The organism is Pseudomonas sp. NY15354 (assembly GCF_048068075.1).
Lineage (GTDB): Bacteria > Pseudomonadota > Gammaproteobacteria > Pseudomonadales > Pseudomonadaceae > Aquipseudomonas > Aquipseudomonas guariconensis_C.
Genome location: NZ_JBLUPV010000013.1, coordinates 25,157 through 48,809 on the forward strand (window position 1 = coordinate 25,157; position 23,653 = coordinate 48,809).

At 65.3% G+C, this 23,653-nt stretch carries 26 protein-coding genes and 1 tRNA gene; 10 read left to right on the forward strand and 17 right to left on the reverse strand.

Going from position 1 to position 23,653, the window contains the following annotated elements; genetic code table 11:
* Nucleotides 1-16: 16 nt before the first annotated feature.
* The 9 genes from ACNFCH_RS14270 to nrdR all read right to left on the reverse strand — a co-directional run bounded on the left by ACNFCH_RS14270 (nucleotide 17) and on the right by nrdR (nucleotide 6,744).
* Entirely contained in the window at nucleotides 17-766 is a 750-nt protein-coding gene (locus ACNFCH_RS14270; RefSeq protein WP_416743022.1) for a substrate-binding periplasmic protein, read from the reverse strand.
* 15 nt (nucleotides 767-781) lie between these two features.
* The gene (locus tag ACNFCH_RS14275; RefSeq protein ID WP_337159665.1) at nucleotides 782-1,285 is read right to left on the reverse strand and encodes a phosphatidylglycerophosphatase A; all 504 of its coding nucleotides are present in this window, start codon (nucleotides 1,283-1,285) and stop codon (nucleotides 782-784) included.
* Nucleotides 1,282-2,244, reverse strand: coding sequence for a thiamine-phosphate kinase (gene thiL / locus ACNFCH_RS14280; protein WP_337159663.1), 963 nt, complete (start codon nucleotides 2,242-2,244; stop codon nucleotides 1,282-1,284). The genes ACNFCH_RS14275 and thiL overlap by 4 nt, the downstream gene beginning before the upstream one ends.
* A gap of 18 nt (nucleotides 2,245-2,262) precedes the next feature.
* On the reverse strand, nucleotides 2,263-2,763 hold the full coding sequence (gene nusB, locus ACNFCH_RS14285) for a transcription antitermination factor NusB (RefSeq protein WP_043210218.1): 501 nt from the start codon (nucleotides 2,761-2,763) through the stop codon (nucleotides 2,263-2,265).
* The gene (gene ribE / locus ACNFCH_RS14290) at nucleotides 2,760-3,236 is read right to left on the reverse strand and encodes a 6,7-dimethyl-8-ribityllumazine synthase (RefSeq protein ID WP_043210219.1); all 477 of its coding nucleotides are present in this window, start codon (nucleotides 3,234-3,236) and stop codon (nucleotides 2,760-2,762) included. Before ribE ends, nusB begins: the two co-directional genes overlap by 4 nt.
* 91 nt (nucleotides 3,237-3,327) lie before the next feature.
* On the reverse strand, nucleotides 3,328-4,419 hold the full coding sequence (gene ribBA / locus ACNFCH_RS14295; RefSeq protein ID WP_196165035.1) for a bifunctional 3,4-dihydroxy-2-butanone-4-phosphate synthase/GTP cyclohydrolase II: 1,092 nt from the start codon (nucleotides 4,417-4,419) through the stop codon (nucleotides 3,328-3,330).
* 18 nt (nucleotides 4,420-4,437) lie between these two features.
* A complete protein-coding gene (locus tag ACNFCH_RS14300) occupies nucleotides 4,438-5,103 on the reverse strand; it encodes a riboflavin synthase (RefSeq protein WP_070093931.1) in 666 nt (221 codons plus the stop codon).
* A 43-nt stretch (nucleotides 5,104-5,146) separates the two neighbouring features.
* Complete coding sequence (gene ribD / locus ACNFCH_RS14305) at nucleotides 5,147-6,277, reverse strand: bifunctional diaminohydroxyphosphoribosylaminopyrimidine deaminase/5-amino-6-(5-phosphoribosylamino)uracil reductase RibD (RefSeq protein ID WP_337159657.1); 1,131 nt, start codon at nucleotides 6,275-6,277, stop codon at nucleotides 5,147-5,149.
* Nucleotides 6,278-6,279: 2 nt separating this feature from the next.
* A complete protein-coding gene (gene nrdR / locus ACNFCH_RS14310) occupies nucleotides 6,280-6,744 on the reverse strand; it encodes a transcriptional regulator NrdR (protein ID WP_043210325.1) in 465 nt (154 codons plus the stop codon).
* Nucleotides 6,745-6,849: 105 nt separating this feature from the next.
* Here nrdR and ACNFCH_RS14315 point away from each other — a divergent pair, with 105 nt between their 5' ends.
* The 3 genes from ACNFCH_RS14315 to trxA are packed head-to-tail and all read left to right on the forward strand — an operon-like array spanning nucleotide 6,850 to nucleotide 8,869.
* Nucleotides 6,850-7,305, forward strand: coding sequence for a hypothetical protein (locus ACNFCH_RS14315; RefSeq protein ID WP_416743023.1), 456 nt, complete (start codon nucleotides 6,850-6,852; stop codon nucleotides 7,303-7,305).
* Entirely contained in the window at nucleotides 7,306-7,965 is a 660-nt protein-coding gene (locus ACNFCH_RS14320) for a class I SAM-dependent methyltransferase (protein ID WP_416743024.1), read from the forward strand.
* A gap of 31 nt (nucleotides 7,966-7,996) precedes the next feature.
* Nucleotides 7,997-8,869: a thioredoxin gene (gene trxA, locus ACNFCH_RS14325; RefSeq protein WP_070093927.1), complete on the forward strand. Its 873-nt coding sequence runs from the start codon at nucleotides 7,997-7,999 to the stop codon at nucleotides 8,867-8,869.
* A gap of 146 nt (nucleotides 8,870-9,015) precedes the next feature.
* Here the strand turns inward: trxA and ACNFCH_RS14330 are convergent, their stop codons facing one another.
* Entirely contained in the window at nucleotides 9,016-9,360 is a 345-nt protein-coding gene (locus ACNFCH_RS14330; protein WP_337159651.1) for a hypothetical protein, read from the reverse strand.
* A 132-nt stretch (nucleotides 9,361-9,492) separates the two neighbouring features.
* On the opposite strand from ACNFCH_RS14330, the gene ACNFCH_RS14335 reads away from it, so the two are divergent.
* The 5 genes from ACNFCH_RS14335 (at nucleotide 9,493) to ACNFCH_RS14355 (ending at nucleotide 13,350) form a co-directional block, all read left to right on the forward strand.
* Nucleotides 9,493-10,059 (forward strand): DUF2796 domain-containing protein, encoded by a 567-nt coding sequence (locus tag ACNFCH_RS14335; protein ID WP_416743025.1) that lies wholly within the window; start codon nucleotides 9,493-9,495, stop codon nucleotides 10,057-10,059.
* Nucleotides 10,060-10,770, forward strand: a complete 711-nt coding sequence (locus ACNFCH_RS14340) for an ABC transporter ATP-binding protein (protein WP_337159647.1) — start codon at nucleotides 10,060-10,062, stop codon at nucleotides 10,768-10,770. It abuts the gene before it with no gap.
* A complete protein-coding gene (locus ACNFCH_RS14345; protein WP_337159645.1) occupies nucleotides 10,770-12,035 on the forward strand; it encodes an ABC transporter permease in 1,266 nt (421 codons plus the stop codon). The genes ACNFCH_RS14340 and ACNFCH_RS14345 overlap by 1 nt, the downstream gene beginning before the upstream one ends.
* A 9-nt stretch (nucleotides 12,036-12,044) precedes the next feature.
* The gene (locus ACNFCH_RS14350) at nucleotides 12,045-12,557 is read left to right on the forward strand and encodes a DUF3299 domain-containing protein (protein WP_337159643.1); all 513 of its coding nucleotides are present in this window, start codon (nucleotides 12,045-12,047) and stop codon (nucleotides 12,555-12,557) included.
* A 109-nt stretch (nucleotides 12,558-12,666) separates the two neighbouring features.
* On the forward strand, nucleotides 12,667-13,350 hold the full coding sequence (locus tag ACNFCH_RS14355; RefSeq protein ID WP_337159641.1) for an OmpW/AlkL family protein: 684 nt from the start codon (nucleotides 12,667-12,669) through the stop codon (nucleotides 13,348-13,350).
* 151 nt (nucleotides 13,351-13,501) lie between these two features.
* Here the strand turns inward: ACNFCH_RS14355 and ACNFCH_RS14360 are convergent, their stop codons facing one another.
* The 3 genes from ACNFCH_RS14360 to ACNFCH_RS14370 form a co-directional block, all read right to left on the reverse strand.
* Nucleotides 13,502-14,434 (reverse strand): NAD-dependent epimerase/dehydratase family protein, encoded by a 933-nt coding sequence (locus ACNFCH_RS14360; RefSeq protein ID WP_337159639.1) that lies wholly within the window; start codon nucleotides 14,432-14,434, stop codon nucleotides 13,502-13,504.
* Entirely contained in the window at nucleotides 14,427-15,311 is an 885-nt protein-coding gene (locus tag ACNFCH_RS14365; protein ID WP_416743026.1) for a sugar nucleotide-binding protein, read from the reverse strand. Before ACNFCH_RS14365 ends, ACNFCH_RS14360 begins: the two co-directional genes overlap by 8 nt.
* A 148-nt stretch (nucleotides 15,312-15,459) precedes the next feature.
* A complete protein-coding gene (locus tag ACNFCH_RS14370; RefSeq protein ID WP_196165023.1) occupies nucleotides 15,460-16,272 on the reverse strand; it encodes a helix-turn-helix domain-containing protein in 813 nt (270 codons plus the stop codon).
* Nucleotides 16,273-16,451: 179 nt separating this feature from the next.
* Here ACNFCH_RS14370 and ACNFCH_RS14375 point away from each other — a divergent pair, with 179 nt between their 5' ends.
* Nucleotides 16,452-17,894 (forward strand): sodium:alanine symporter family protein, encoded by a 1,443-nt coding sequence (locus ACNFCH_RS14375; RefSeq protein WP_337159636.1) that lies wholly within the window; start codon nucleotides 16,452-16,454, stop codon nucleotides 17,892-17,894.
* 69 nt (nucleotides 17,895-17,963) lie between these two features.
* On the forward strand, nucleotides 17,964-18,953 hold the full coding sequence (locus ACNFCH_RS14380) for an asparaginase (protein WP_337159635.1): 990 nt from the start codon (nucleotides 17,964-17,966) through the stop codon (nucleotides 18,951-18,953).
* A 190-nt stretch (nucleotides 18,954-19,143) separates the two neighbouring features.
* Here the strand turns inward: ACNFCH_RS14380 and ACNFCH_RS14385 are convergent.
* From ACNFCH_RS14385 to fdhE, 4 genes are all read right to left on the reverse strand, one after another.
* A tRNA-Sec gene (locus ACNFCH_RS14385) sits at nucleotides 19,144-19,239 on the reverse strand.
* A 6-nt stretch (nucleotides 19,240-19,245) separates the two neighbouring features.
* Nucleotides 19,246-21,168, reverse strand: a complete 1,923-nt coding sequence (selB, locus tag ACNFCH_RS14390; protein WP_416743027.1) for a selenocysteine-specific translation elongation factor — start codon at nucleotides 21,166-21,168, stop codon at nucleotides 19,246-19,248.
* Nucleotides 21,165-22,592: an L-seryl-tRNA(Sec) selenium transferase gene (selA, locus tag ACNFCH_RS14395; RefSeq protein WP_337159631.1), complete on the reverse strand. Its 1,428-nt coding sequence runs from the start codon at nucleotides 22,590-22,592 to the stop codon at nucleotides 21,165-21,167. Before selA ends, selB begins: the two co-directional genes overlap by 4 nt.
* 140 nt (nucleotides 22,593-22,732) lie before the next feature.
* Nucleotides 22,733-23,653, reverse strand: coding sequence for a formate dehydrogenase accessory protein FdhE (fdhE, locus tag ACNFCH_RS14400; protein WP_337159629.1), 921 nt, complete (start codon nucleotides 23,651-23,653; stop codon nucleotides 22,733-22,735).

The window sequence follows — 23,653 nt, forward strand, 5'->3', positions numbered from 1 at the left end:
CTCTGCAAAACAACATTCAATGGGGCTGACTGTCTGCCGTGAACGGGTACGGCTGTTGCCAGTGTTCGAAGATCGGCTTGAGCTCGCCGCTGCGTACTAGTTTTTGCATACGCTGGTCGAACAACTCGCTCAGCGCCTTGGCTTTGTCGTTGCGACCGAAGGCCAGGTACAGCGGCAGCTCGGCGACATGGGTACGACGCCAGCGATCAGGACGAGCCGCCTGGCCCAGGACATAGTCGACCTCGGTCTGGGCATCGATGTAGAAATCCACGCGATCATGCTCGAGCATCGGCAGGATACCTTCGCGGCGTTGGACCTCACGGTAGCTCTTGACGTGGGGCAGGTAGTCCTGGAACTCATAGCCGCGCACCCAGGCCAGCCGGTATTGACCGATGTTCTCCGGCGTCGGAACGGGCTTGCTGACCAGGCCCAAGGCATAGATATGATCCACATCGAAATGCCAGCGCGGGTAGACGTTGTCGTCGTTTTCTTCTTTGTAGGAGCCGACCCAGGCATCGGCTTCGCCGCGCTTGACCAGCCCCACCGCCCGGCTGTACGGCGCACTCTGGGTCACCACCTTCACGCCTGCCGGCTCGAAGACCTTGCGCAGCACATCCCAGGCGACGCCGGTGCCATCGGCGTTGGTGTAGTCGAGCCACTCCTCGCTGACCAGGTGGATCTGCTTGGGCAGGCCTTCGGCCATGACCTCGCTCGCGCCAGGGGCAAGCAGCAACACCATTGCCAGCAGCACACTCCTTATGCCCATGACCCGCTCCTTAAGTCAGGCAACCACCCATACCAGCACCTGCATGCCCAGCCAGGCGAATACCCCAGCCAGAATGTCGTCGAGCATGATCCCGACACCGCCGTGCACGTGACGGTCGATCCAACGGATCGGCCACGGTTTGAGGATGTCGAAGAAGCGGAACATCAAGAACCCCGCCAATAGCCATTGCCAGCCTTCTGGCACCAGCCACAGGGTGATCCACATCCCGACCATCTCGTCCCAGACAATGCCCTCATGGTCGTGCACACGCAAGTCATTGGCGACTTTGCCGCACAGCCAGAAGCCAAACAGCATGGTGACGCCCAGCAACAACCAGTAACCCCAGTCCGGCAGCATCTGCCAGAGCGGGATGAACGGCAGGGCGACCAGCGAACCCCAGGTACCAGGCGCCTTGGGCAAGGTGCCTGAACCGAAGCCAAAGGCAATGAAGTGCCAGGGGTTGCGCCAGACCGAAGGCGGAACGAACTCCGCAGGCACCTGGTTGGGGTGATCGGTCACGGTGTCTCCCTAAAATGTTGATAGCCCCGTTGCGTCGGGGTGATGTCCTGGCCCTGCCGGTCACGCAGGCTCACCCCCTGCCCTTCGCGCACACGGCCGATGACATGGATGACGCCAGGTTCAGGCAGGGATGAAAGGTGTGCTTCAGGCAGGGTGAACGCCAGCACATAGTCGTCACCGCCGGTGAGCGCGGCATGCAGGGCCGCCTCGCGCCCCAGGAAAGCCTCCAGGGCCGCCGAGACGGGCACCCGCTCGGCGTCCACCTCAAGGGCGACGCCCGAAGCCTTGGCGATGTGGCCGCAGTCGGCCAGCAGACCATCGGAAATATCCAGCGCTGCCGTGGCCCGACCGCGCAACTGTCGGCCCAAGGTGAGCTGAGGCAGCGGCGACCAGTAATGGGCAAGCAGCGGCTCGGCGACCTCGACCGGCGCCTGGCGTTGGCCCAACACCAGCGGCAAGGCACCTGCGGCATTGCCCAAGTGACCGCCGACGCACAGCAGATCGCCTGGCCGAGCGCCACTGCGGCGCAGGGCTTGGCCAGCCGGCACTTTGCCGAACACGGTGACGGTGAGGCTCAAGGGACCGCGGGTGGTGTCGCCACCGATCAGGCTCACGCCACAACGGTGGGCCATGCGGTTGAGGCCGTCGGCGTACTGCCTGAGCCATTCTGCGCCGACCTCAGGCAAGGTCAGGGCCAGTGTGACGCCGATCGGGTCGGCGCCCATCGCCGCGAGGTCGCTGACGGCCACCGCCAGGGAACGTTGGCCCAGCAGCAGCGGGTCGCAGGCCGCAGGAAAATGCACGCCCTCGACCAGGGTGTCGGTGGACACCGCCAACTGCTCACCGGCCGGCAGTTCCAGCAGGGCGCAGTCGTCACCGATGCCGAGGACCACGCCTTCGCCACCCTGCGCACAGGACGCAGCGGCGAAGTAATGGCGGATCAGCTCGAACTCACCCATGGTCGGAAAGCGCCACGATCAGCGCTTGTTCGCCTTGACTTCCGCGTCACGCAGCGTCGGAGCCAGCTTGTCCAGCACACCGTTGACGAACTTGTGGCCATCGGTGGCACCGAAGACCTTGGCCAGTTCCACACCTTCGTTGATCACCACGCGGTACGGCACGTCGACGCGCTTGATGAACTCCCAGGTGGACAGGCGCAGCACCGCGAGCTCGACCGGGTCGAGCTCCTCCAGCGGCAGGTCCAGGCACGGGGCCAAGGCCTTGTCGATCTCGCCCTTGATTGCCGGAACCCCATGCAGGATCTCGCGGAAATAGGCGCCATCGATATCGGAGAAATCGTTGTCGACCCGGAACTGAGCCTCAATTTCGTTCAGCGAATGCTGGGCCATGTGCCACTGGTACAGCGCCTGGGTCGCGAGCTTGCGGGCTTCGCGGCGCTTGGCGCTCTTCGAGGGCTTGCCGGCATCCGCCGCGCGTGGCTCGCGCGGGTTGAAACGATCGCTTTCGTCGCTAATCACTTGGCCTCCAACTGCGCCAGCAGGCTGACCATTTCCAGGGCGGACAGGGCAGCTTCGGCACCTTTGTTGCCGGCCTTGGTGCCGGAACGCTCGATGGCTTGCTCGATGGAGTCGACGGTCAGAACGCCGAAGGCCACCGGAACACCGAACTCCATGGACACCTGGGCCAGGCCCTTGGTGCACTCGCCCGCCACGTATTCGAAGTGCGGGGTACCACCACGGATCACCGCGCCCAGGGCGACGATCGCGTCATATTCGCCTTGTTGAGCGACTTTCTGTGCAACCAGCGGGATTTCGAAGGCGCCCGGGGCACGGATGATGGTGATGTCGCTTTCGCTGACGCCATGGCGTACCAGGGCATCAACGGCACCGCTCACCAGGCTTTCGACGACGAAGCTGTTGAAGCGGCCAACCACCAAAGCATAGCGACCTTTGGGGGCGATGAAGGTACCTTCGATGGTCTTCAGGGTCATTCCGGTGTTCTCATCTTAAAGAGCGAGGCCGCGCACACGCGGCCTGCGGGAGGGTTTGGACACGAGCGGCAGGACGACAGTTACGCCTGTGTCACTCGGAGGGCACGTATTCTACAACTTCCAGATCGAATCCGGATATCGCGTTGAACTTCATCGGCGAGCTCATCAGGCGCATCTTGCGCACGCCCAGGTCACGCAGGATCTGCGAACCGGCACCGACGGTGCTGTAGGTGGTCGGAGCCTTGGGGTGGGCGTCCCCGGCGCTTTCACGGATGTGCGCCAGCAGCACGTCGCCGTCCAACGGGTGGCCCAGCAGCAGCACCACGCCACTGCCGGCTTCGGCCACGGCGTTCATCGCCGCGCGCAAACTCCAGCGGCCCGGCTGCTTGACCATCAGCAGGTCACGCAGCGGGTCCATGTTGTGCACGCGTACCAGGGTCGGTTCTTCGGCGCAGATGGTGCCCAGGGTCAGGGCCATGTGCACGTCGCCTTCCACCGCGTCGCGGTAGGTGACCAGGTTGAACTGGCCCAGCTCGCTGTCCAGCGGCTGCTCGGCGATGCGCTGCACGGTGCGCTCGTGGATCATGCGGTAGTGGATCAGGTCGGCGATGGTGCCGATCTTCAGGCCGTGCTCGGCGGCGAAGGCCTCGAGCTCCGGGCGACGGGCCATGGTGCCGTCGTCGTTCATCACTTCGCAGATCACGCCACTGGGCTCGAACCCGGCCATGCGCGCCAGGTCACAGGCCGCTTCGGTGTGCCCGGCGCGAGCCAAGGTGCCGCCGGCCTGGGCCATCAGCGGGAAGATATGACCTGGGCTGACGATATCGTCGGCTTTGGCATCGCGAGCGGCGGCCACTTGCACGGTGCGTGCGCGGTCAGCGGCGGAGATGCCGGTGGTGACGCCTTCGGCCGCTTCGATCGACACAGTGAACTTGGTGCCGAAGCCTGAGCCGTTGCGCGGTGCCATCAGCGGCAGCTTGAGCGTTTCGCAGCGCTCGCGGGTCATCGGCATGCAGATCAGGCCGCGGGCGTGCTTGGCCATGAAGTTGATGTGCTCGGCCTGGCAGCACTCGGCGGCCATGATGATGTCGCCTTCGTTCTCACGGTCTTCGTCGTCCATGAGAATGACCATTTTGCCCTGGCGGATGTCTTCCACCAGCTCTTCGATGCTGTTGAGCGCCACTCGGCACCCCCTTCTCAATCAGGATTTCAGGTAGCCGTTGGCGGCCAGGAAGCTTTCGGTGATGCCACTGCCCTTGCTCGACTCGGCAGCCTTGTCGCCCAGCAGCAGACGCTCCAGGTAACGAGCCAACAGGTCGACCTCAAGGTTGACCCGACGACCTGCGCGGTAGTCGGCCATGATGGTTTCAGACAGGGTGTGCGGGACGATGGTCAGCTCGAACTCAGCGCCATCGACCTCGTTGACCGTCAGGCTGGTGCCGTCGACGGTGATCGACCCTTTATGGGCGATGTACTTGGCCAGCTCCTTGGGCGCACGCACGCGGAACTGGATGGCGCGCGCGTTATCGCTGCGCGAAATGATCTCCCCGACGCCGTCGACATGGCCGCTGACCAGGTGTCCGCCCAAGCGGGTGGTGGGGGTCAGGGCTTTTTCCAGGTTGACCCGGCTGCCGCTCTTGAGGTCGACCATGGCGGTACGCTTGAGCGTTTCGACGCTGACATCGGCCCAGAAGCCGTCACCCGGCAGTTCCACGGCCGTCAGGCAGACGCCGTTGACGGCGATGCTGTCGCCGAGCTTGACGTCGCCCAGGTCGAGCTTGCCGGTCTCTACATAGACGCGCACGTCACCGCCCTTGGGGGTCAGGCTGCGGATGGTGCCGATGGATTCGATGATGCCGGTGAACATGGTGTCCTCCTCGGGAACAGGGCTGCGCGTGGCAAGCCAGGCATTATACGCCGGACGCCGGCAAGGGTATGGCCGTGATCCGCCAGTCATCGCCGACTGCGCGCACCTCGGTGATCTTCAGACGCGGGGCCTCGCTCATCTGCGCCAGCGGCCAGTCCAGCAGCGGGCGGGCGCTACTGCCCAGGAAGGTGCCGGCGACGAACAGCTGGAACTCATCGATAAGCCCCAGGCGCGCGAAGGCGCCGACCAGGCCAGCGCCGGCCTCCAGCAGGATTTCGTTGACACCACGGGCCGCCAGGGCACTCAACAAGGCAGGAAGGTCGACCCGCCCGTGCTCGCCCGGCAGGCTCAGCAGCTCGTGTCCGGCCTGGGCGTAGCGAGGGTCGTCGGCGACCGCGGTCACCACCAGGGCTGGGCCGGCCTGGAAGAACGGAGCGTCCAGCGGCAGACGCAGGCGCCCGTCGACGAGCACGCGCAGTGGCGGGCGGGCCAGGGCCAAGGCGGTGGAGTCCGGGTCCAGGCCCAGTTCGGCGCCGCGCACGGTCATGCGGGCGTTGTCGGCCAGCACGCTTTCGGCACTGGTCAGCACGACGCTGGAGCGGGCGCGCAGGCGCTGTACCGCGGCGCGCGCAGCGGGGCCGGTGATCCATTGGCTCTCGCCGCTGGCCATGGCAGTGCGGCCATCCAGGCTCATGGCCAACTTGGCCCGCACGAACGGCAGGCCATGCTCCATGCGCTTGAGAAAGCCCGGATTGAGCGCCCGGGCCTCGGCCTCGAGCACGCCACTGCTGACCTCGATGCCGACCTCAGCCAAGCGGCGCAGACCTTTGCCTGCCACCTGCGGATTGGGGTCCTGCATGGCCGCAACTACCCGGGCCACTCCAGCCTGCACCAACGCCTCGGCGCACGGCGGGGTGCGGCCATGGTGGCTACAGGGCTCGAGCGTCACGTAGGCACAGGCACCTCGGGCGCGCTCGCCGGCCTGACGCAGGGCATGGACCTCGGCGTGAGGTTCACCGGCGCGCACGTGCCAACCTTCGCCGACCACCTCGCCGTCCCGCACGATCACGCAACCCACGCGGGGGTTGGGGTGAGTGCTGTACAGGCCTTTGCGGGCGAGTTCCAGGGCTCGCGCCATGTAGTGGGCATCGAGAATGGCGGTTGGGCTGGGCATGGTCATTCTTTGGCGGGCTCTCGGGCCAGGCGGTCGATTTCTTCGCGGAACTCGTCGAGGTCCTGGAAACGCCGGTAGACCGATGCGAAACGGATATAGGCGACTTCGTCGAGCTTGCGCAGCTCGGCCATCACCAGTTCGCCGACCACCAACGACTTGACCTCGCGCTCACCGGTGGCGCGCAACTTGTGCTTGATGTGCGCCAACGCCGCTTCCAGGCGCTCGACACTGACCGGGCGTTTTTCCAGCGCCCGCTGCATGCCCGCACGCAGTTTTTCTTCATCGAAAGGCTGGCGGGTGCCGTCTTGCTTGATCAGCCGTGGCAGGACCAGCTCGGCGGTCTCGAAGGTGGTGAAGCGCTCGCCGCAGGCGACGCACTCACGGCGGCGACGCACCTGTTCGCCCTCGGCGACCAGGCGCGAGTCGATGACCTTGGTGTCGTTGGCACCGCAAAAGGGACAGTGCATGGTGGCAGGCAACAAAAAAAGGGAGGGCCATGGTAGCGCATCCCACTGGCAAGACAAGCCAAAGGGGTTACCATCCATGGAATTCTGCCTGCGAAGGATTACCCCATGCATTACCGAGCGCTCGTCGTGCTGTGCCTCACCGGCCTGCTCGCCGCCTGCGGCAGCGATCAACCCAAGCCCGAGCAAACCGTCACCGCACCGCCGGCCAAGGTCGCCAAGAAAAAAGGCGACGACCTGGGGCCGCTGCCGGCCTACCAGCGCGAACTGAGCGGCACCTTGCTGCAAATACCGGCCGGCGCCGAGGTGGAGCTGGCATTGCTGGTCATCGATGAGCGAGGCCGCCCGCAACGCCTGTTGGCCAGCAGCAACCTCATCGGCACCGGCCAGGACCTGCCCTATCGCCTGCGTTTCAGCCCCGAGGCCTTCCCCGCCGGTGCTCGCGTGGAACTGCGCGGCCGCGCCAGCCGCTCCGGGCAACTGATCCTGCACCTGCCTCCCCTGCGTATCGCCCAGGCCACTACCCAAGCCACCGGCCCGCTGCGCTTCGAGAAGGCGCCCTAGATGCCTCCACTGCATTTGCAGCAGGCCCTGAGCGGCCTGATCGGCGAGGCGCGTCTGGTCGTGAGCGACCTGCCCGACTGCGAACTGAAACTGTGGCTGATCGACGCCGACAACATGGACCGCGCATTCAGCCCCGAGGAAACCCGGCGCATCCTCGATGAACCGCCCTATTGGAGCTTCTGCTGGGCCAGTGGCCTGGCCATGGCCCGTTACCTGGCCGAGCAGCCGCACTGGGTGCGCGGCAAGCGTGTGCTGGATTTCGGCGCAGGCTCCGGCATCGCCGGTATCGCTGCCGCACGGGCAGGCGCGCTGGAAGTGGTGGCCTGCGACCTCGACCCACTGGCGCTGGACGCCTGTCGCGCCAATGCTGCGCTCAATGGCGTGGAGCTGGGCTACAGCAGCGATTTCTTCACCGAGGCCGACCGCTTCGACCTGATCCTGGTCGCCGACGTGCTCTACGACCGCGCCAACCTGCCGCTGCTCGATGAGTTCTTGAGCCGCGGTCGCCAGGCCCTGGTGGCCGACTCCCGGGTGCGCAACTTCGATCACCCACGCTATCAGGCGCTTGGCGTGCTCGAGGCACTGACTCTGCCGGACCTGACCGAGCCACACGAATTCCGCCGGGTCAGCCTGTACCACGCCAGCCGCGAGCCTTTATAGTGGTGCCATTCAAGGATTTGCGAGAGTCGCGATGAACCAAGACACGCCGTACATTTTCGATGCCAGCGATGCCACCTTCCAGCAACTGGTCATCGAGAATTCCTTCCACAAGCCTGTGCTGGTGGATTTCTGGGCCGAATGGTGCGCACCCTGCAAGGCGCTGATGCCACTGCTGGCCAAGATCGCCGAGGGTTACCAGGGCGAGTTGCTGCTGGCCAAGGTCAACTGCGACGTGGAGCAGCAGATCGTCGCCCAGTTCGGTATCCGCAGCCTGCCGACCGTGGTGCTGTTCAAGGACGGCCAGCCGGTCGACGGCTTTGCCGGCGCCCAGCCTGAGTCGGCCATCCGTGCGATGCTCGAACCCCATGTGCAGATGCCTGCCGCTCCGACCGCCTCGCCGCTGGAACAGGCCAAGGCGCTGTTCGCGGAAAGCCGCTTCAGCGAAGCCGAAGCGCTGCTCCAGACACTGCTGAGCGAAGACAACAGCAATGTCGAGGGGCTGATCCTCTATGCCCGCTGCCTGGCAGAACGGGGCGAGCTGGGCGAAGCCCAGGTGGTGCTGGACGCGGTCAAGACCGATGAGCACAAGGCCGCCCTGGCCGGCGCCAAGGCCCAATTGACCTTCCTGCGCCAGGCCGCCAGCCTGCCGGAAGTTGCCGAGCTCAAGAGCCGCCTGGCGCAAAACCCACAAGATGACGAGGCGACCTATCAGCTGTGCATCCAGCAGTTGGCGCGCCAGCAGTACGAGCCGGCGCTCGATGGCCTGCTCAAGCTGTTCCAGCGCAACCGCGGCTACGCCGACGGTTTGCCGCAGAAGGCGCTGCTGCAGGTATTCGAACTGCTGGGCAATGACCATCCGCTGGTGAGCGTTTACCGGCGCAAGCTGTCGGCCGCGATGTTCTGATCGGTTTTGGTGACCTTACGCCGAGTCACCGGCAAGTACGACGACGTCGGTGCCATGCACCGCGTTGTCTGCTCCGCGGGTACTGAACGGCGGGGTGCCTGTAGGAACTGACGACGCCTGCGATGGGGCCGCACAGCGGCCCTCACTCATCCCACCCAGTGATACACCGGCGCGTCCGGCCCGCTTTCCACCTTCACCTCACTGCTGTGGCGCAAACGCACCAGCAGCCGCTTGCCCGCCGCCGTGCTGCCGGCGAGCCCTTCCAGACGGCCCAGCAATTCCGGCCCGCTGATCTGCCCGGCCTGGCGCAGCAGCTCACAGGCAGCCAACCACTGCCCATCATCCTGGCGCGAGGTGGTGGCTGCGGGCGTCGCGGCCGCCTCGACAACGGCCGGCACCTCCAGCTGACGCCCCAACTGCGCCCACTCCGCAGGCTCCAGCTCGAGGGTCAGGTCCACCGGCCAGTCGCCGATCTGTCCACGAATTCTCACACTGCCTTCCTTAAATCGAGGGTCGATGTGGTCATGCTCCCATGAACATGAAACCTGCGCCAGGCAGGCTGGCAGGGACAGAAAAACTTGTTATAACATTACGAAATCAATGTCCGACACCCGGAGTCATCCATGCGCCGCTCGCTCCTCGCCCTGCCCTTCGCCCTGCTCCCCTTGGTTGCGGCCCAGGCCCACGATGATCACGATCACGCCCATGGCAGCCTCGGCGCCCATGAACATGGCGTGGCCACACTCAATGCGGTGCTCGAGGGCAACACCCTGGAGCTGGAACTGGACAGCCCGGCCATGAACCTGGTCGGTTTCGAACATGCGGCCACCAGCGATGCCGACAAGGCCAAGGTCGCCGCCGCACGCCAGCAACTGGAGCAACCGCTGAAACTGTTCGGGCTGACCCAGGCCGCCGGTTGCACGGATGACGCCCAACCGCTCGACAGCCCGCTGTTTGGCGATGCGCCGCACGCCCACGACGGCGATGACGACGAACACGGACATGACCATGCTGACGTCAACGCCCACTATCAATTCAACTGCGCGGCGCCTGGCAAGCTCGCCGAGATCGACCTTGCCCCGCTGTTCAAGGCCTTCCCGGCAACCCAAAAGATCAACGTGCAACTGATCGGCCCGAACGGTCAGAAAGGCGTATCAGCCTCCCCAGCCAACAGCAGGGTCGCGTTCTGAATGAGCCAGCCACTGATCGACCTGCAAGGGCTGCGCTTCGCCTGGCCCGGCCAGCCCCCATTGCTGGACATCCCTGCGTTTCGCCTGGAGGCAGGCGAGGCGCTGTTCCTCAAGGGCCCCAGTGGCAGCGGCAAGACCACCTTGCTCGGCCTGCTGGGTGGGGTGAACCGCCCCGATCAAGGCCGCATCCAGCTGCTCGGCCAGGACCTCGCAACCCTGGGCCAGGGCGCCCGTGATCGTTTTCGGGTCGACCACACGGGCTATATCTTCCAGCAGTTCAACCTGCTGCCGTTTCTTTCGGTACGGGAGAACGTCGAGTTGCCCTGCCGCTTTTCGCGCAGCCGCGCCGAACGGGCGATCCAGCGCCATGGCAGCATCGACCAGGCAGCCGCGACGCTGCTGGCACACCTGGGGCTGGATGACCCACGGCTACTTGCCCGTCGCGCCGACAGCCTGTCGATCGGCCAGCAGCAGCGGGTCGCCGCGGCCAGGGCGCTGATCGGCCAGCCCGAACTGGTGATCGCCGACGAACCCACCTCAGCGCTGGATGCCGACACTCGCGAGGCGTTCATCCGCCTGTTGTTCGATGAATGCCGCGCAGCGGGGTCAAGCCTGCTGTTCGTCAGCCATGACCAGAGCCTGGCACCGCTGTTCGACCGTCATCTGTCCCTGGCCGAACTCAATCGCGCGGCCAAGCCCCAGGAGGCCTGATGTATTTGCTCCGCCTTGCACTGGCCAGCCTGGCCAACCGCCGCTTCACCGCGTTCCTGACAGCCTTCGCCATTGCCTTGTCGGTGTGCTTGTTACTGGCCGTGGAGCGCGTGCGCACCGAGGCCCGCGCCAGCTTCGCCAGCACCATCAGCGGCACCGACCTGATCGTCGGCGCCCGCTCGGGGTCGGTGAATCTGCTGCTGTACTCGGTGTTTCGCATCGGCAATGCCACCAACAACATCCGCTGGGACAGTTTCGAACACTACGCCAAGGACCCACGGGTGAAGTGGGCGATCCCGATTTCCCTCGGCGACTCCCATCGCGGCTATCGGGTGATGGGCACCACAGGCGCTTACTTCGACCATTATCAGTTCGGGCGCCAGCAACACCTGGCCCTGAGCCAGGGCCGGCCTTTCGCAGACGACCCGTTCGAAGTGGTGCTGGGCGCCGAAGTGGCCCAAGCGCTGCACTACAAGCTCGGTGACAAGCTGGTGCTGGCCCACGGCGTGGCGGCCATCAGCCTGGTCAAGCACGACGACAAGCCCTTTACCGTCGTCGGCATCCTCGAACGCACCGGCACACCAGTGGACCGCACCCTTCACATCAGCCTGGCCGGCATGGAGGCTATCCATGTCGATTGGCACAACGGCGTTCCAGCCCGTGGCGCCGGGCGCATCAGTGCCGAACAGGCGCGCGTCATGGACCTGCAACCGGCCGCCATCACAGCGTTCATGCTGGGTCTGAACAACAAGATCGCCACCTTCAGTCTGCAGCGGGAGATCAACGAATTCCGTAGCGAGCCGCTGCTGGCAATTCTCCCAGGGGTCGCCCTGCAGGAGCTCTGGAGCCTGATGGGCACCGCCGAACAAGCGTTGTTCGTGGTATCGCTGTTCGTGGTGCTGACCGGCTTGATCGGCATGCTCACCGCGATCCTCACCAGCCTGAACGAGCGTCGCCGGGAGATGGCCATCCTGCGTTCGGTGGGCGCGCGGCCCTGGCACATCGCCGGGCTGTTGGTGCTCGAAGCGCTGGCCCTGGCGCTGGCCGGTATCGCCGCTGGACTGGGCCTGCTGTACGCGGGCATAGCCCTGGCCCAGGGCTATGTGCAAGCCAACTATGGCCTCTACCTGCCCCTGGCCTGGCCGAGCGTCCATGAGTGGACGCTGCTGGCGATCATCCTGGGTGCCGCGCTGCTGATGGGCAGCGTGCCGGCGTGGCGCGCCTATCGTCAGTCGCTGGCCGACGGCCTGTCGATCCACCTCTGAGAACCCGCCATGCGTCATGCCCTCGCACTGCTGTTGCTGCTCGTCTTGACACCCACCTGGGCCGCCGAGCCTCGCACTCTGGACTGGCCCGCTCTGATCCCCCAGGGTGCGCCCGTGATCCCGCCACAGCGGGCCCCGCTGCATGACCTGTCGCAACTGGGCAGCGCGCTGGCCGAGTCAGCGCCCGCCGCGTGCCAGCAGGCGCCCCAGGCGCCGGTGGTCAAGGCGCTGGATGGCCAGTGGGTCAGGCTGCCCGGTTACATCGTGCCGCTGGAGGTGAGCGAGGAAGGCCGCACCACCGAGTTCCTCCTGGTGCCCTACTACGGCGCCTGCATCCACGTACCACCGCCGCCGGCGAACCAGATCGTGCATATCGTCAGCGAGATGGGGGTGCGCATCGAAGACCTCTACCAGCCCTACTGGATCGAGGGCCGGATGCAGGTAAAAGCCACCAGCAGCGAACTGGCCGATGCCGGTTACCAGATGGAAGCAGAAAAAATCTACGCCTATGAGCTGCAATGAGCGCTGCTCAGGCGTTGTGACGCGGCTTCGTTGAGCTGAATCAACAGTTCGTTTCGGCCGGCTCCTTACCATTGGACTACTCGATTACTTACGTCCTTTGGGAGCTTCCATGAACAAGTCCTTGCTCGGCGCCTCACTCATTGCCCTGGCACTCGCCGCCCCTGTCGCCCAGGCCCACCAGGCCGGTGACATCATCCTGCGTGCCGGCGCCATCACCGTAGCGCCGAACGAAGACAGCAGCGATCTCAAGCTCGACGGCACCAAGGTGTCGGGCACCAAGGCGACCCTGGACAGCGACACCCAGCTGGGCCTGACCTTCGCCTACATGCTCACCGACCACATCGGCCTGGAGCTGTTGGCCGCTACGCCATTCAACCACACCGTGGCCGTCAAAGGCCTTGGCCCTGGGCTGGACGGCAAGCTGGCCGACATCAAGCAACTGCCACCGACGCTGTCGCTGCAGTACTACCCGATGGAGCCTTCCTCGAAGTTCCAGCCTTACGCGGGCGTGGGCATCAACTACACCACCTTCTTCGACGAAGACCTTAGCAGCTCCCGCAAGAAGCAGGGCTTCAGCAATCTGAAGCTGCAAGACTCGGTGGGCCTGGCCGCCCAGCTGGGCATGGACTACATGCTCACCGACAACCTGCTGGTCAACGCCTCGGTCTGGTACATCGACATCGACACCAAGGCCACCGTGGACGGCCCGAGCGAGCTGACCGTGGGCAAGACCAAGGTCGACGTGGACGTGGACCCATGGGTCTACATGGTGGGTCTGGGCTACAAGTTCTGATCCCCACCCGGCATGGCGGCTCTGGCTGCCATGTCAGGTCTGACCAGACAATATGATCTTCGCGGGTAAACCCGCTCCTACAGGCCTGGCGCTGCCTAGCTGTGGGAGTGGGTTTACGCGTGAATAGACGCGCAAAACCGATGAGAAAGCGTCAGGCTTTACCCAGCAGGCGCGCCAACCCATCGACCATCGAGGTCGGCTGCGGGAAGTCGAAACGCGCCAGCAAGCGGGTGTTGTCCGCCCGCGAATGACGGATGTCGCCCGAACGCGCCGGGCCGTGATCGATGGCAGGCAGACTGCCGATCACCTTCTCCAGTGCCGCCAGCAGCTGGTTCAGCGAGGTCGCCTGGTTCAGGCCGATGTTCACCGCCCCTTCCTCGACGAGCTCAAGCTCCAGCGCCTGGACCATCACCTGAACCAGGTCGCCCACATACAGAAAGTCTCGCGTTTGCTCGCCATCGCCAAATACCGTGATCGGCAGGCCTTGGGTCGCGCGTTCGCAGAAGATGCTGATCACGCCGGAATACGGCGAGGAAGGGTCCTGGCGCGGCCCGAAGATGTTGAAGAAGCGAAACACCACCGGCTCCAGATCGTGCTGGCGACGATAGAAGTCCAGGTACTGCTCGCTGGCGAGCTTGTCCACCGCATAGGGGGTCAAGGGCGCCTTGGGCGTGTCCTCGGCGATCGACTGACCTTCGCCGTTGTTGCCATAGACCGCTGCGCTGGAAGCGAACAACACGCGCCGCACGCCTTCCAGGCGCATGGCTTCACAGACATTCAGGGTACCGATGAAGTTGCTCTGGTGGGTACGCACCGGGTCTTCGACCGACGCCTGCACCGAGGCGACCGCGGCCAAGTGCACCACGGCACGACAGCCTGCCGTGGCACGACGTACCAGCTCGGCATCGGCCACATCGCCTTCGATCAGTTCCAGGCCGGGATGGTCCAGGCGCAGGTTGGCGCGCTTGCCGGTGGAGAGGTCATCGAGCACCCGTACCGCATAGCCTTTGTCCAGCAACGCATCGCACAGGTGGGAGCCAATGAAGCCGGCACCGCCGGTGATCAGGATGGGGGCGTCAGCCATGTCGGTAGAACCGGTCCAGTAGGGGCGGCAAGCCGGCGCGCCAGGCGCGCGGCTTGATGCCGAAGGTGTGAAGAATCTTTTTGCAGGCCAGCACCGCGTTCTGTGGCTCCTCGCTGGCGTCGGGACGCGCGGCATGGGCCTGGGGCGTAGGCGCCTGCACGGCCAGCCTGTGCCACTGCGCCGCCTCGCCGAGAATTGCCTGACCCAGCGCCAGCGGCGTGGTCGCCTCATTGCCGGCGTAGTGGTAGGTGCCCCACAGCGGCGCGTCGCAATCGAGCTGCTTGAGCACCGAGAGGATCACCCGCGCGGCGTCGTCGACCGGTGTCGGGTTGCCGCGGCGGTCATCGGCCAGCAGCAGTTCCTGGGGTTGTTCGGCGCGGGTGAGGAAGCGCCCGAGCACGCCGTCGATGCTTTCGTCGAGTACCCAGCCAAAACGCAGCAGCACATGTTGGGGACAGGTCGCCCGCACACTCTGCTCGATGCGCCAGAGCGCCTGGCCACGCAGACCCAGTGGCACCGGCTCGTCCTTTTCGCTGTAGGCCGTGGCCCGCGAGCCATCGAACACCCGGTAGCTCGAGGGCTGCACGAGAATGATCTGGTGGTGCTGGCACAACTCGGCCAGGCGCTCCACGGCCCGCTCCTGCAACACCAGGCGTTGTTCGCTGACCGACTCGGCCTGGAACCAGTCGAAATAGTAAGCCAGGTTGACCACGACATCGGGGCGATGATCGTCAAGCAGTTGCGTAAGACTGGCCGGCCCCCAGCCGTTCTCCGGCGGGCGCGGCGCCAGGAATCCGATGTCCTCCTCGGCCCCGAGACGAATCAGCGCTTGCCCGAGGGCATTGCCACCACCCAACAGCATCAGGCGCATACGCATAGAGTCAGCAGATCCGAACAGGTTGATAGAAGGAAGCGGACATTTTGCGGGTTCCTCTCGGGGAAGTCCAACCACAGCACATGCCTGGGCGCGACAGGATATTCGGCGTCGATGACGAATTACCAAGCAGTGCGTCGCGAGGCAGGGCTCACTCGATCTCGAACAAGCCGTTGCTGATCGGCCCTGCCTTCAGACGCTCGCGCACGTCGTCATCGATGCGAGGGTCGTCCGGGCGGTACAGCTTGACCTGGCGGTAGGCGTTGATGCGGTTGATCTCCTCGCCCAGGTACTCCCAGACCACACGGGTACAGGCCGGGTTGCGCCGGTCCCCACTGGAGACGCCGGTCTTCAAGCCGTTCAGACGGGTGATACGGCTTTTGAAGCTGGGGATGAGCACGGTCTGGCTCATCTCGTTGAGCGTCAGTGACTCGTAGTCGATCAGAAAGACCCGGTCCTGCAGTTGGAAGGCCGCGCCCAGATAGCGGCAACGCACCTCTGCATGCAGATCCGTGGCACTGGAGCGCTCCTGTCGCTCCTGACGCTCGAACAGGAAGCTGCCGCGCTCCTCCCACAAATGCACCAGCGACACCAGGATCGAGCCCGGGACCGACATGCAGTTGGAGTATTCGAAGTAGTAGCCGCAATAGCGCGACAGATTGCCTGCATGGGCATGCAGCGGTTTGAACAGCTCGCTAATGGGGTCGTTCTGCGGTCCAGACTCGGCCGACAGATTGCGCGCCCCGATCAGGCGGGCGAACTGCTCGGGCGGCAGGCCCAGCTCGTATTCCTCGACACCGAAGAAATCACCGATGCGCTTGAGGTTGTAAGCCGTCGGACGGCTCTGGCCGCTGAGGTACTTGTTGAATTGCGCGCGGTTGATCGAGAGCTGTCGGCAAACCTCTGAAATAGAGCGGTAATGGCTGCAAGCCAATTTGAGATTGATAGCGAAATGATCGCCCATGAGCAGGATCCAGATGATGCGAGTGGTGCAAGTTTAGCATCAAGTCGCATCAAATCAGAGCAACACGCGAAATTGTAACCGTTGTTGTCATGGCCAACCATGCGCCCCCACTGAATAGCGGTGCGCCTGCCGCCCGCTGGTCTTTCCACACGAACAATAAGAATCGAGGTCATTTTTCAATGCTCGAAGCACTCAACGATTTCCTTTCCGGGAAACTCCTCATCGTGCTGATCGTCGGACTCGGCGGTTACTTCACCATCCGCTCTCGGTTCGTCCAGTTCCGTCATTTCGGCCACATGTTCGCGGTCTTCAAGGAATCCCTGCGCGGCCAGGCAGGCCAGCTGAGCTCGTTCCAGGCCCTGATGTTGAGCCTTGCCGGCCGCGTCGGCGCCGGTAACATCGCGGGCGTCGGCATCGCCGTGACCCTCGGTGGCCCAGGCGCCGTGTTCTGGATGTGGGTCACCGCACTGGTGGGTATGGCCAGCAGCTTCTTCGAATGCACCCTGGCCCAGGTCTACAAGCGCGCCGATGGCGACGGCCTGTACCGCGGCGGCCCAGCGTATTACATCCAGCACGGCCTGAAGCTGAAAAGCATGGCGATCGTGTTCTCGATCCTGCTGCTGGTCACCTACGGCTTCGCCTTCATTGGCCTGCAGTCGTACACCGTGACCCACTCGCTGCAGAACGCCTTTGCCTTCGATCCAAAACACACCGGTATCGTCCTGGCCGTGCTGCTGGCCATCACCTTCATCGGTGGTATCAAGCGTATCGCTGCAGTGTCGGACCTGCTGGTACCGGTCAAGACCCTGGCCTACATCGGCGTGACCCTGTACGTGATCGGCACCCAGATCGAGCACGTGCCAGCCATGCTGGAAACCATCTTCAAGAGCGCCTTCGGCCTCGACCCCGCGTTCGGCGGCCTGCTCGGCAGCGCCATCGTCATGGGCGTGAAGCGTGGCGTGTTCGCCAACGAAGCGGGTCTGGGCAGCGCGCCGAACGTCGCCGCCGTGGCCGCCGTGAAACACCCGGGCGCCCAGGGCGTGGTCCAGGCCTTCAGCGTGTTCCTCGACACCTTCGTGATCTGCACCTGCACCGCGCTGCTGATCCTGCTGTCGGGCTTCTACACCCCGGGCTTCGAAGGTGACGGCATCGTCCTGACCCAGAACTCGCTGGCCGCCGTGGTCGGTGACTGGGGCCGTGTGTTCGTCAGCGTCGCCCTGTCGCTGTTCGTCTTCACCTGCATCCTCTACAACTACTACTTGGGCGAGAACAGCCTGCAGTTCCTCAGCCGCAACCGTGTCGTGCTGATGAGCTTCCGTGGCCTGGTACTGGCGCTGGTGATCTGGGGTTCGATGCAGGACCTGTCGACCGTGTTCGCCTTTGCCGACATCACCATGACCTGCCTGGCATTCGTCAACCTGATCGCCCTGGCCCTGCTGTTCAAGGTCGGCCTGCGCGTAATGCGCGACTACGACGACCAGCGCCGCGCCGGCATCGACCAGCCGGTATTCGACTCCAGCAAGTTCGCCGACCTGGACCTGGATCGCGATGCCTGGCCAGCCAACCCACAGGCTGAAACCGCCGCTGACAAAGCTGCCGCCCAAGTCCAGCCACAGCGCTGATATCCTCTGCTGCCCAGCCGCCCCGTCCGGGGCGGCTCCCTTCTCCGCTCATCGCTACGGAAGTTTTCCATGCGTGCAGTCAAGAATCTTCTCGTCCTCTATACCGGTGGCACCATCGGCATGCTGCAAACGCCCGAGGGCCTGGCACCGGCCAGCGGCTTCGAGGCGCGGATGCGCGAACACCTGGCGCTGCTGGCCGATGCGCCGCGCCTTCAATGGTCGCTGCGCGAGCTCGACCCACTGATCGACAGCGCCAACATGCAACAGGCCAACTGGCTGGCCATGCGCGATGCCATCGTCGACGCAGTGGAGCACGGCGGCCATGACGGTGTGCTGGTGCTGCATGGCACCGACACCCTGGCCTACAGCGCGGCGGCCTTGTCGTTCCTGCTGCTGGGCTTGCCGGTACCGGTGCTGCTGACCGGCTCCATGTTGCCAGCCGGGGCCCCGGACAGCGACGCCTGGGACAACCTGCTCGGGGCCTTGCGCCTGTTCGAAAGCGGCCTGGCGGAGGGTGTGCAGTTGTATTTCCATGGCCAACTGTTGCATGGCTGCCGGGCATCGAAACTGCGCAGTGAGGCCTTCGATGCCTTCGTGGCGCTGCCCCGCCATCGTGAGGGCGAGCGCGCCACGGCCATCCCGCCAACGCTGGACTATCGCCAACGCCGCCATCCGGTGCGTCTTGCGGTGCTGCCGGTGGTACCCGGCCTGCAGGCCAGCTTCGTGCAGGCAATGCTCGCCGCCGGCGTGCAAGGCTTGGTGCTGGAATGCTACGGCAGCGGCACTGGCCCCTCGGATGACCAGACGCTGCTGGACGCATTGCACGAAGCCCGCAAGGGTGGAGTGATGATCGTTGCGATCAGCCAGTGTCCGGAGGGTTCGGTGGTGTTCGACACCTATGCCGCCGGCAGCCGCCTGCGCGATACCGGCTTGGTCAGTGGCGGCGGGATGACCCGCGAAGCGGCGCTGGGCAAGCTGTTCGCACTGCTGGGTGCAGGGCTGGATGTGCAGGCGGCAGAGCATTGGTTTGCCCTGGACCTGTGCGGTGAGCGGGCCTGAAGGTCGCCCAGACTGACGCATTCGCGGCGGTTCGACGCCTCGATAAACCCGGTCCCATAGGTTCTGTGTTGCACTCAAACACACTGCGGCACCTGTAGGACCGGGTTTACCCGCGAATAGGCCGGTGCACATAGTGTGGGCTCCACCGGGGTCTATGCGCCCAGGTGGACTCAGGTGCTTTGGGGAGAAGTGGCGGAAGGCAGCGGGAGTCGAACCTGCCCGGGAACGGATGCCGTCCCCAACCGGGTTTGAAGCCCGGCCGCGCCACCGGGCGCGATTGCCTTCCTTGTAGTCAGTGCCTTGGCTGCTGCTCGGCCAGGGCGCTGTCGGCTCGGATGTAACGCTGGTCGGCCACCCTCCGGGTCAGACCGATTCGATCGAAATATTCAAGAATCTGAACGCTGCGTTTGCGACCGATGCCCAACATATCGCGAAACGCCGCCACCTGCACTATCGGTGTACTGGCCGAAAGCTGCAACAGCATGTCGGCCATGCGCCGGACAGTCGCCTCCGGATAGAACAGATCGCGCACCACCTGGTGCACCAGTCCCAGCCGGGCCAGCTTGCGCAGCAGCAGGCGCACGTCGGCTTCGTCACGCCCTTGCGCTGCAGCCAGCGTCCGAACCCAGGGCGGATCGTACTCGCCTCTCGCCAACTCAGGCTCCAGCAGCGCCCACAAGGCAGCATCGGCGTCGCTCAACTGCACCTTGTGCGCCGGCAAATGCAGCCAGGGGCCGCTACTGACGACGTCGCCGGCTTCGAGCAACGCCTCCAGCAGACTGACGAACGCCGGGCGCTCCATGGGCAAGGCCATGAACCTGCGCAGGCGGTCGCGGTCCGGCCCCAGCTGGTCTGGCTCCTGCTCATGGAACTGCGCCAACTGCGCCGTGACCTGCTGCTTCAGCGCCTGCCAGCGATGCCTGGCGAACAGCAGTTGCCCTTGTCGCGTCGCGATCACCTGCACAGCCTCAGGTAACCTCCAGGTGTCGCGCAGTCGATTGAACTGACGCTCGAGGCGCTGGGGATCCAGCCCGCCAGGCGCGGCATCGAGCAAGGCCGGCAAAGCCTGCTCCAAGGCCTCGGCCTCGCTGAGGGCCTGCAGTTGCCGCAGACGCGTTTCACTTCGTCGTTGCCGGCTCGGGGCAAAGGGGTCGAGTACACGGCCACCGCCCAGGGTGCGTTGGGCCCGTTGGTCCCTGAGCACCAGCCGATCGCCATGCACTGCCTGCAAGGGCGCGTTGAGCAGCAGTTGGGCGAACATCCGCTGCCCCGCCTGCAATGTCTCGCCCTCGAGCAGCGCCACACGCGCCGTGACGTCCTGGGTACCCAGGTGCACGTGCACGGCGCTGAAATGCTCGAAGGTTCGCGTCTCGCTGGGCAATAACGTGAGCTCGATATCCACCCGCGTGCTGGGCGCATGCAGCCAGTCAGGCACCAGCCAGTCGCCCCGGTGGATCTGCTCCAGCGCCAGGCGCTCGGCGTGCAGATTCAGCGCCACTCGCTGGCCGGCCTGGGCCACCAACGCAGCCTGGTTCTGCGCATGCAACCCCCGCACCCGTACCGGCTTACCGGCCTTGCCCAACAGCAAGGTGTCGCCGGCGCTGACCTGCCCGGCCAAGGCGGTGCCGGTGACCACGATACCAGCGCCGGCCACGGCGAACGCCCGGTCGACGGCCAGACGGAAACCACCGCGTGCGCTGCGTTGACCTACCGTGTCTCCAGCGGTCAGCAACGCCTGGCGCAGCGCTTCGATGCCCTCCCCAGTGACGCTGGACAACGGAAACTGCTTCGCCTGCGCGTAAGGGCCCGGCGCCAGCAGTGCTGTAACTTGCGCCAGGACCTGCGCAACCCTCTGCGGCTCGACCCGGTCGCACTTGCTGATCGCCACCACCGCCTGGGGGATGCCCAGCAGCTCGATGATCGCCAGGTGCTCGCGGGTCTGTGGCATGACGCCGTCATCTGCCGCCACCACCAGCAAGACCAGGTCGATGCCATGGGCGCCGGCCAACATATTGTGGATGAAGCGCTCGTGCCCGGGCACGTCGATGAAACCGGTCAACGGCGCACCCTCGGCCAGCGCGGCATAGCGGTAGCCGAGATCGATGGTCATGCCCCGGGCGCGTTCTTCCTGGCGATGATCGCCAGCCTGGCCGGTCAGGGCCTGGAGCAGTGCGGTCTTGCCATGGTCGATATGGCCGGCGGTGCCGACGATCACTGGACCGGCCCCAGACGCAGTGCTGGCAGTTGCGCCAGCCAGTGGGCCTCGTCGTCGAGCTGGCGCAGGTCGAGCCACAGGGCGTCGTCATCGATGCGCCCGAGCACCGGCACCGGCAGGTCGCGCAAGGCGCGCTCGAGCACGTGCAAACTGCGTCCGCGCAGCTTCTTCGACACCTGCGGGCGCAGGCACAGGGCGGCGCTGGGCAGGCGCGCCACAGGCTGGCTGCCACTGCCGATCATGCCCAGGGCCGGCTCGACGCTTACAGCCCATTGCGCCCCCAGGCAGGCCGCGAGCGCCGGGGCCAGGCGCTCGGCTTGGGCCGCTATCTCATCCTGAGGGCGGGTCAACAGGCGCAGGCTGGGCAGGCGCTCGGCGAGCCGATCCGGATTGCGGTACAGCGCCAGCACGGCTTCCAGCGCGGCCAAGGTGATCTTGTCGACCCGCAGGGCACGCTTGAGAGGGTTCTTCTTGATCTTGGCGATCAGCTCCTTGCGCCCGACGATGATGCCGGCCTGGGGGCCGCCGAGCAGCTTGTCGCCGCTGAAGGTGACGATGTCGGCGCCGTCAGCCAGGGCCTGGCGTACGGTGGGTTCGGCCGGCAGCCCCCAACGGGTGAGGTCGAGCAGGCTGCCGCTGCCCAGGTCCTCCAGCAGCGGCAAACCATGGGCGTGGGCAATGGCGGCCAGCTCGGCGGTGGGTACCTGGGTGGTGAAGCCCTGAATGCTGTAGTTGCTGCAATGCACACGCATCAGCAAGCCCGTTCGCGGGTTGATCGCGCCTTCGTAGTCGCGGGCGTGGGTGCGATTGGTGGTGCCGACTTCATGCAGGCGGACACCCGCGCGGGCCATGATGTCGGGAATACGGAAGGCGCCGCCGATCTCGATCAGTTCGCCTCGTGAGATGACCCCCTCCTTGCGCGCGCCCAGGCTGTTGAGCGCCAGCAGCACGGCAGCGGCGTTGTTGTTGACCACCGTCACCGCCTCGGCCCCGGTGAGCTCGCGGATCAGGCCTTCGATCAGGTCGTCGCGGTCACCGCGCTTGCCGGTGGCCAGGTCGAACTCCAGGTTCAGCGGATGACGGGCGGCGACCTGCATGGCCTCCACCGCCTCCTCGGGCAACAGCGCACGGCCCAGGTTGGTGTGCAACACCGTGCCGGTGAGGTTGAACACACGGCGTACCTGGCTGCGCTGCTGGATGGCCAGGCGTTCGCCGGCGCGGCCATTGAGAACTTCCGGCGCCAGCTCGACCGCGCTCATCTGGCCAAGGCGAGCAGGCTCACGCAGGTCATCGAGCAAGTGGCGAAGGGTAGCCAGCACGGCGTCACGGCCATGGCGTTCGATCAACGGCTCGCAGGTCGGGTGGCGTAACAAGGTGTCGATGGAGGGCAGGCGTGGGGTGTCGCTGGCGGGGCTCGAAGACATGCGGTACTACCTTCAACTGATCCGTTGTCGATTGGGGTCTTTCGCGGGTAACCCCGCTCCCACAAGGGCAGTGCAACCGTTGTGGGAGCCGGCTTACCCGCGAATGAGGCAACTCGGTGTTTCAGTGTAGACACTTCCCCCTAGCCGGGCGCCAGCATCAGGTTAGGCGCCAGCCGCTGGAAGCCCTCCTCATCCAGACGCATATCCAGCGCCAGGCTGGCCAGGTCATCGGCCAGCGGCTCGGCCGCGGCGTCGTTCTCCAAGTAACTCTGCTTTAGGTAGCTCTGACACCCTGGACAACATTCGGCGCGCAACGGCGCCTTTCCCGGCGCGTGCCGGTCATCCTCGAGGTTGCTGTAGCGCAGGTCCTTGCTCGACTCGCAGTACACGCATTTGACCCGCACCACATGCCACTCGCACGCGCACAACGAACAGACCAGGTATCGCAGGCCGTTGTGCTTGCCACGGTTGCGCACCACCCCAGCCATGGCCGGTGATCCACAGGCCGGACACTGGGCCAGGCTGTCGGCGGGCTTGAGTTCAGGTTCGGGCAGCGTCAGCAGCCAATGGGACCAAGCCGCTTGCAGCGCCGCGCCAATGAAGGGCACCAGCGCCGCCGGCACGGCATCGTACTGGCCGGCCAGCAGGGCAATGGCCCAGCCTTTGCGCTGGCTGTCGTCGCTCTCTCGCAATGTGCGCAGGGCCTCACCCAGCGCCCCGTCGGACACGCCATCGAAGTGTTCGAGCAGCGCCTGCAACCAGGCTAACCAAGGCCCCTCGCGCACCAGGCTGTCCGCCGCCAGCGGTGGCAAGCCATGACTTATGCACAGGCGCTGGCGTTCGCCTGCCACCGGCAGGGCACTGGGCGGGTTATCCACAAGCTGCTGCTGGATACGGCACAGCCGCGCGATCAGCATCAGGTACTGGCCAAGGGCATTGCCCTCGGCCAGTTGCTCCAGGCGCTCGGCGCGCCGTTCGAACAGGTTGGCAGGCGGCAGGTTCAGAAATGGCGGCGTCACGGCCGACGCTTCGATCTGCCCGGGTTCGAGTATCGTGCTCAA

Coding starts and splice junctions, on each gene's coding strand:
- ACNFCH_RS14365 (WP_416743026.1), bottom strand. CDS start 15,311: ATGCGTATGCGCCTGATGCTGTTGGGTGGTGGCAATGCCCTCGGGCAA.
- selA (WP_337159631.1), bottom strand. CDS start 22,592: ATGTCTTCGAGCCCCGCCAGCGACACCCCACGCCTGCCCTCCATCGAC.
- ACNFCH_RS14300 (WP_070093931.1), bottom strand. CDS start 5,103: ATGTTCACCGGCATCATCGAATCCATCGGCACCATCCGCAGCCTGACC.
- thiL (WP_337159663.1), bottom strand. CDS start 2,244: ATGGGTGAGTTCGAGCTGATCCGCCATTACTTCGCCGCTGCGTCCTGT.
- ACNFCH_RS14350 (WP_337159643.1), top strand. CDS start 12,045: ATGCGTCATGCCCTCGCACTGCTGTTGCTGCTCGTCTTGACACCCACC.
- ACNFCH_RS14360 (WP_337159639.1), bottom strand. CDS start 14,434: ATGGCTGACGCCCCCATCCTGATCACCGGCGGTGCCGGCTTCATTGGC.
- nrdR (WP_043210325.1), bottom strand. CDS start 6,744: ATGCACTGTCCCTTTTGCGGTGCCAACGACACCAAGGTCATCGACTCG.
- ACNFCH_RS14340 (WP_337159647.1), top strand. CDS start 10,060: ATGAGCCAGCCACTGATCGACCTGCAAGGGCTGCGCTTCGCCTGGCCC.
- ACNFCH_RS14370 (WP_196165023.1), bottom strand. CDS start 16,272: ATGGGCGATCATTTCGCTATCAATCTCAAATTGGCTTGCAGCCATTAC.
- ACNFCH_RS14345 (WP_337159645.1), top strand. CDS start 10,770: ATGTATTTGCTCCGCCTTGCACTGGCCAGCCTGGCCAACCGCCGCTTC.
- ACNFCH_RS14320 (WP_416743024.1), top strand. CDS start 7,306: ATGCCTCCACTGCATTTGCAGCAGGCCCTGAGCGGCCTGATCGGCGAG.
- ACNFCH_RS14315 (WP_416743023.1), top strand. CDS start 6,850: ATGCATTACCGAGCGCTCGTCGTGCTGTGCCTCACCGGCCTGCTCGCC.
- ACNFCH_RS14375 (WP_337159636.1), top strand. CDS start 16,452: ATGCTCGAAGCACTCAACGATTTCCTTTCCGGGAAACTCCTCATCGTG.
- ACNFCH_RS14355 (WP_337159641.1), top strand. CDS start 12,667: ATGAACAAGTCCTTGCTCGGCGCCTCACTCATTGCCCTGGCACTCGCC.
- ACNFCH_RS14380 (WP_337159635.1), top strand. CDS start 17,964: ATGCGTGCAGTCAAGAATCTTCTCGTCCTCTATACCGGTGGCACCATC.
- ribD (WP_337159657.1), bottom strand. CDS start 6,277: ATGCCCAGCCCAACCGCCATTCTCGATGCCCACTACATGGCGCGAGCC.
- ACNFCH_RS14335 (WP_416743025.1), top strand. CDS start 9,493: ATGCGCCGCTCGCTCCTCGCCCTGCCCTTCGCCCTGCTCCCCTTGGTT.
- ribE (WP_043210219.1), bottom strand. CDS start 3,236: ATGACCCTGAAGACCATCGAAGGTACCTTCATCGCCCCCAAAGGTCGC.
- ACNFCH_RS14270 (WP_416743022.1), bottom strand. CDS start 766: ATGGGCATAAGGAGTGTGCTGCTGGCAATGGTGTTGCTGCTTGCCCCT.
- trxA (WP_070093927.1), top strand. CDS start 7,997: ATGAACCAAGACACGCCGTACATTTTCGATGCCAGCGATGCCACCTTC.